Origin of the sequence: Edaphovirga cremea (genome assembly GCF_003332275.1) — a bacterium.
GTDB lineage: Bacteria > Pseudomonadota > Gammaproteobacteria > Enterobacterales > Enterobacteriaceae > Edaphovirga > Edaphovirga cremea.
Genome location: NZ_QOVA01000005.1, coordinates 329,214 through 335,426 on the forward strand (window position 1 = coordinate 329,214; position 6,213 = coordinate 335,426).

5 protein-coding genes are annotated in these 6,213 nt (G+C 49.6%); 1 reads left to right on the top strand and 4 read right to left on the bottom strand.

All coding sequences use genetic code 11. The features are described 5' to 3' along the window. Positions 1–161 precede the first annotated feature (161 nt). A complete protein-coding gene (gene hmpA, locus DRI82_RS10205; RefSeq protein WP_114193381.1) occupies positions 162–1,352 on the top strand; it encodes an NO-inducible flavohemoprotein in 1,191 nt (396 codons plus the stop codon). A 431-nt stretch (positions 1,353–1,783) separates the two neighbouring features. Here the strand turns inward: hmpA and glnB are convergent, their stop codons facing one another. The 4 genes from glnB to DRI82_RS10225 all read right to left on the bottom strand — a co-directional run bounded on the left by glnB (position 1,784) and on the right by DRI82_RS10225 (position 5,886). Beyond that, a complete protein-coding gene (gene glnB, locus DRI82_RS10210) occupies positions 1,784–2,122 on the bottom strand; it encodes a nitrogen regulatory protein P-II (RefSeq protein ID WP_009638933.1) in 339 nt (112 codons plus the stop codon). A 105-nt stretch (positions 2,123–2,227) separates the two neighbouring features. Further along, a complete protein-coding gene (gene glrR, locus DRI82_RS10215) occupies positions 2,228–3,565 on the bottom strand; it encodes a two-component system response regulator GlrR (protein ID WP_114193382.1) in 1,338 nt (445 codons plus the stop codon). Continuing rightward, positions 3,562–4,425, bottom strand: a complete 864-nt coding sequence (gene qseG / locus DRI82_RS10220; RefSeq protein ID WP_245956810.1) for a two-component system QseEF-associated lipoprotein QseG — start codon at positions 4,423–4,425, stop codon at positions 3,562–3,564. Before qseG ends, glrR begins: the two co-directional genes overlap by 4 nt. Before the next feature lie 24 nt (positions 4,426–4,449). Continuing rightward, positions 4,450–5,886 carry a sensor histidine kinase gene (locus tag DRI82_RS10225; protein ID WP_114193384.1) on the bottom strand — a complete coding sequence of 479 codons (1,437 nt, stop codon included), beginning with the start codon at positions 5,884–5,886 and terminating at the stop codon, positions 4,450–4,452. Positions 5,887–6,213: the final 327 nt, after the last annotated feature.

Here is a 6,213-nt window from a genome sequence, read left to right on the forward strand (position 1 = left end):
ATCAACAGATGCAAATATTTCACGTTTGCGAGGCAGCACGCACGATCTACAACTCCTTAACATCCACAAGGTCATTTACTTCCTTTATTTGATTCTATAAGATGCATTTAAAATGCATCTATTAAAAAACACCTGTCGAATAGAATAAAAAGGAGTTCTCCATGCTGGATTCAGCAACCATCGCCACTATCAAAGCCACTATCCCGGCGCTTGTGCAAACCGGGCCAAAATTGACGGCTCATTTCTATGATCGAATGCTCAACCGTCATCCAGAATTGAAAAACGTTTTCAATATGAGTCATCAAACCAATGGCGATCAGCGTGAGGCACTGTTCAATGCCATTTGCGCTTATGCTGCAAATATTGAGAACCTTGCCGCGATTCTTCCTGCCGTTGAAAAAATTGCACAGAAACACACCAGCCTGAATATTCGTCCCGATCAATACGCAATAGTGGGTGAAAACCTGCTGGCTTCGATTGACGAATTATTGCACCCGGGGCAAGAGGTTTTGGATGCCTGGGGCAAAGCTTATGGAGTTTTGGCCAATGTGTTTATTGAACGCGAACAGCAGATTTATCAGGAAACGGCTCTTCAGCCAGGTGGATGGGAAGGCTTGCGCGCCTTTCGCATCAGCCGGAAACAACCGCAAAGTGCCGTCATTTGCAGCTTCGAGTTGGAGCCTGTTGATGGTCAGTCGGTGATTGATTTCCAGCCAGGACAATATCTTTCGGTTTACCTCAATGATGAAAGTCTGGAGTTTCAGCAGATCCGGCAATATTCCCTAACGCAGGCACCCAATGGCCGACACTATCGCATTGCAGTTAAGCGCGAACAGGGTGGAAAAGTGTCAAATTACCTGCATGATGTTGCCAAAGAAGGCGATGTCGTGCAGCTTGCTGCCCCTCACGGTGATTTTTTCCTCGAGATACCTGCCACCACGCCAGTAGTGCTGATTTCAGCAGGCGTTGGTCAAACACCAATGCTGGGGATGTTGAATACTTTGTTCCGTCAGCAGCATGAGGCGCCAGTTTTCTGGTTACACGCCGCTGATAATGGCAGCGTTCATGCCTTTGCCGATGAAGTCGCGTCTATCGCCTCCCAGATGCCCGCACTGACCCGTCACATTTGGTACCGCGAACCAGGTGCAGAAGATGAGATTGGTATTCACTTTGAGAGCCGGGGTTTGATGGATCTGACGCCATTGAGGGAGATGCTGAACATTCCAGGGATGCACTATTATTTCTGTGGGCCGGTAGGTTTTATGCAGTTTGTCGCACGCCAGTTGCTGGATCTCGGCGTAGCGCCGGAATATATGCATTATGAGTGTTTTGGGCCACATAAGGTTTTGTGAGATAAATTTTTCACATTTCATGTGGAGTGGGTTGAGGCTCGGAGCAGGTTTTGGTTGAGTTTAAATTGGTATTTATCTTGGTGAGTAGAGTCAATGTCCAAAGATAGTTTTGTTGGTTAGATGCTTAACCTATGATTTTGTTCTGTTAGTGTGAAGATCGGCATCTAAGATACCGTCTTGTCACCTTAGTTGGCAAGACGGTATCTTGAACGCCAAACTTAATATTTAAAGAACAATAACATAGCCAAAGCGTTCAACCAACAAAGCTATCTTTTGACGTTCACATACATTGAGATGCAAGGCTCAAGTAGAAAAACCCATTTATATCAGCCGAAACCGGCTCCGAGCCCACCTTGAAACACTCAAAAGCACCGCTTGCAAAGCGTACTATACCAAGTGCCTGGGGCACACTCCCGCCCCCCAACACCTAATTAAATCGCCTCCTCATCCTCTTCGCCGGTACGAATACGCACCACTCTCGCCACGTCAAAGACGAAGATTTTACCGTCGCCGATCTTGCCGGTCTGGGCGGTCGTCATGATCGTCTCAACACAGGTATCAACTATGTCATCGGCAACGACAATTTCAATTTTTACCTTAGGTAAAAAATCCACCATGTATTCTGCGCCACGATACAGTTCTGTATGTCCTTTCTGACGGCCAAAACCTTTTACTTCTGTAACCGTCATGCCTGTAATGCCTACTTCCGCCAATGCCTCACGGACGTCATCCAATTTGAACGGCTTAATAATCGCGTCAATTTTTTTCATGGTAGACCTTTTCATTTCCCAATTTTCGCGGCAAAAAGCCGGAAGTGATCAAAAGAGTGTAAAACATTCTGCCCAGTTTGTTTAGAAGCCAGTCGCATGCTGGCGCTATTCCTTAAAGTCGTTCGCCTCGAGCTCATGCCGCGACAATAGTTTGTAAAACTCAGTGCGGTTACGCCCAGCGATCCGTGCTGCCTGGGTCACGTTTCCCTTGGTTATCTGCAATAATTTACGCAAATAGTGCAGTTCAAATTTATTTCTCGCCTCAACAAATGTCGGTAACGCCGTATTCTCACCTTCCAACGCCTGATCCACCAGCGCTTCACTGATTACCGGTGCCGTTGTCAGCGCTACGCACTGCTCAATTACATTCACCAATTGCCGGACGTTACCCGGCCAGCTTGCGCCCATCAATCGTCGCATCGCGTCCGTTGAGAAACTCCGCACGAAGGGTTTATGCCGCAGCGCTGCAATACGCAACAAATGATTCGCCAGCAGTGGAATATCCTCCGCCCGCTCGTTCAGCGCCGGAAGCTTTAAACTGACTACGTTCAGACGGTAAAACAGATCTTCGCGAAATTCGCCTTTTTCCATGGCTTTCGGCAAGTCACGGTGAGTGGCGGAAATAATACGGACATCTACGTCCAAATCCCGGTTACTGCCCACTGGACGAACCTTGCGCTCCTGTAAAACCCGCAATAACTTCACCTGTAAAGACAAAGGCATATCGCCGATTTCATCAAGAAATAACGTTCCACCTTCGGCAGCCTGAAATAAGCCCTCACGACTACTGACTGCACCGGTAAATGCCCCTTTTGCATGACCAAAAAGTTCGGACTCCAGCAACTGCTCAGGCAACGCACCGCAGTTAATTGCGATAAAATTCTTTTTAGCCCGCGGGCTGGCGGCGTGAATGGCCTGAGCCAGTACCTCTTTACCGGTTCCGCTCTGACCATTAATCAGAACGCTGACGTCAGACTGTGCCACCATCTTGGCTTGCTCCAACAGACGCAACATCAATGGGCTGCGGGTAACAATTTCCTCACGCCAGCTGTCATCACCGGCAGGCATTGATAACTCCAACGCCTCATCAATCGCTTTATATAATGCGTCGCGATCGACGGGTTTGGTCAGGAAACTGAACACCCCTTGCTGCGTCGCAGCCACGGCGTCTGGAATGGAACCGTGCGCTGTCAGAATAATCACCGGCATTCCAGGCTGATACTTTTGTATCTCTGCAAACAACGCCATCCCATCCATTTCGTCCATGCGTAAATCGCTGATAACCAAATCGATTTGTTCACGCGCCAGCAAACGCAGCGCGTCAGCCCCGCTCTCTGCCGTCGTGACGCGGAACCCTTCACTGGTAAGGCGCATACCAAGCAGTTTCAACAGGCTGGGATCATCATCGACCAATAAAAGGTTGGCGGGTTTACGTTGACTCATCGGGATGAAGACTCCTGTTTAGATGCTGAGGTATCCTTCAATTCGCTGGCCGGTGGCACATAGGTATCGTCCGGTTCAACGCTATTTGCATTGCGACTCTTCGATTTGGTCGTTGATTTCCCTGCATCTGTGGCTGAACTCTCAGCGCGCGAACGCAGCTCACTGCTGCTTTCCGACATATCACCCTGCATTTGCTTGCGTGAGGAGAGTTGACGTTCAATGTCTGTCAGGTTCTCCAACTTGCGCTGGGTATCATCCAACTTCTCCTGCAAACGTAACTGCTCTTCACGCATAGCTGAAAGCTGGCTTTCACTCGTGTCCTGCATGTGTTGCGACTTTTCCCGCTCATTGATCAGCGTAATGTGCAAATTCTGCCGTTCGCGCCACAGTTGCACCAGAGGACGCAGTGAACCTGGCATCTGAGCACGGTAGCTGTTCACTTTATCAAGCAATCGACGTCGTTCAGGAGCAGTTGGTTCAGCACTGGCTAACAGAATGCTTTGCTTGAACGCGCTGTCCCACGATTCTACCGATATCTCATTGGCCAACTGTCTGGCTTGACCGGTACTGAGGCGATCGGCACAATCCATCGCTCTCAACCAATACAACGAGTTCTCAAGGTCTTCTTTACTGTCAACGCTCCATAGTGTGTCGCAGGATGCGATGTTGAAATCCACCACTGTCGTGTCGGGGATCACTACATCGGATGAAAGAGTCTGATTATTGCTGACGGCGTGGTCGACGCACCCCGTGAGCAGCATAGGCAAAAGAACCATCGCGCCAATAAGAGATAAATAGCGTTTGCCCGACGTCGCAGCTTTCGCCACCTGGAAAAAGTGTAAGCCCCGTTTTAAATGCATTCTGGGAGACCATTTGTACATTGGTTATTCATTCTCGGCGGTTAAGGGCAATTCAATTCTGAAACATACATCTGCATAGTCCACAGTGATCAGTTGCAAATCACCTTGCATACGGCGGATACAGTCTTGGGCAATGCTCAATCCAAGTCCGCTTCCTTTTACTGCGCCCTTGCGTTGATGACTGCCCTGGAAAAAAGGCTCAAAAATCATTATTTTCTCAGACTCAGGAATCGGCGTTCCGGTGTTTGCCACTTCGATCTGTACACGTTTATCTACCTGGCGACTGCGGATCCAGATGTTACCGGATTCAGCCCCGTAGTGCACCGCATTGGAATAGAGATTATCCAGAACCCGCATTAATAAGGTGGGTTCTGCCCAACAGGTATCCGCCTGTAGATCCACTTCGGTACGGATAAGTTTGGCCCGGGCAGGCAGGCTGTGCGCAGAAACGACCATATCAACCAAATCGTCCAGCTCTACCCGCTCTTTTTCCATCGGTCCATCGGCTAACTTACGATTATAATCCAGCAGTTGTTCAATCAGATTTTGTAGATGACGACTGCTGTTATCCAAAATAGCCACGACCTCCTTTTGATCCGGGGTGAGCGGCCCGGCGACTTCATCAGCCAGCAACTCTGTTCCTTCGCGCATACTGGCTAACGGTGTTTTCAGTTCATGTGATATGTGTCGTAAAAACTCATGGCGCTGGGACTCCAGCCATGCCAGACGCTCACTCAGCCAGATAATGCGTTGTGCCAGCGATCGTATTTCACGCGGTCCTTTGAAAGAGACCGTATTCCCCAAGGATCGCCCCTCCCCTAAGCGGTTTATCATCCTCTCAACCCCTTTGACTGGTCCGATAATCATGCGGGTAAAGAGTACGACTAAAAGCACACTGACCAGAAAAAGCAGCAGGGATTGCCAGCCGAAAAATTGGCCGCGTTCTGCAATCGCATGTTGTAACTGTTGTCCTCGCGAAAAGATAACGTCCCGCGTGGCTTGTACCATTTCGGCATTGGAATGGGAGAACTGTTCCAGTAGCGCAGAACTCTGCTCGTCAGGCCCGCTCTTGTGGCATCGCACCTGGGTGAGTTGGGTAAGCAACTGCCGCAAAGTCTGGTAGTAACGCACATCAGGCAGGATGGCGGCATGCGCATCCAGCATCTGGGAGTACTGTTTGCGTTGGCTCTGGTAAAGTTGCGCCAGCGTTTCATCATCCAGGACACAGTACTGCCGATAACTTCGCTCCATTTCCAGCGCCACGCTGGTCATCGCTTCACTGCGCCGCGCATCCGTCAACGTAGTACGGTTAATATCGGCAGCCTGAGCGCTCAGATGATCCAGGCTCTGATACGCCTGATAGGCCAGCACCAGCAGCGGAAGCAGCACCAATAGGAAAGCCATCAGCACCAGTTGTCGCAGTGAGCGGGGAAACAAACGCCATCTTTTCAATGAAATCATCTCATTACCAGTCCTTTTCCCGATGCTAGCTGACTATCTGCCGGGAGAAAAGAGAGCGCTGACAGAAAATTGGTTGATGTCGGCACGCGCCGCAATCATTCATGCATAGTAACAGACAACGAACAGCGGAATGTGAGGAGGGAACATTTTAGATAGGTATGAATCAGGAAAACGTACAGATGCTGAATAAATAAATATCCTCCGGCATAGCCGGAGGTTTTTCATATGCGCCTATAAGGCTCTCTTGCCAGCCGCGCCCTAACAGGCGCATCGCGATCTGACATTTGCATCTATGGATTACTTACGGCCCGTAAACGGGCTACCCGG

Coding starts and splice junctions, on each gene's coding strand:
- hmpA (WP_114193381.1), top strand. CDS start 162: ATGCTGGATTCAGCAACCATCGCCACTATCAAAGCCACTATCCCGGCG.
- glnB (WP_009638933.1), bottom strand. CDS start 2,122: ATGAAAAAAATTGACGCGATTATTAAGCCGTTCAAATTGGATGACGTC.
- glrR (WP_114193382.1), bottom strand. CDS start 3,565: ATGAGTCAACGTAAACCCGCCAACCTTTTATTGGTCGATGATGATCCC.
- qseG (WP_245956810.1), bottom strand. CDS start 4,425: ATGCATTTAAAACGGGGCTTACACTTTTTCCAGGTGGCGAAAGCTGCG.
- DRI82_RS10225 (WP_114193384.1), bottom strand. CDS start 5,886: ATGATTTCATTGAAAAGATGGCGTTTGTTTCCCCGCTCACTGCGACAA.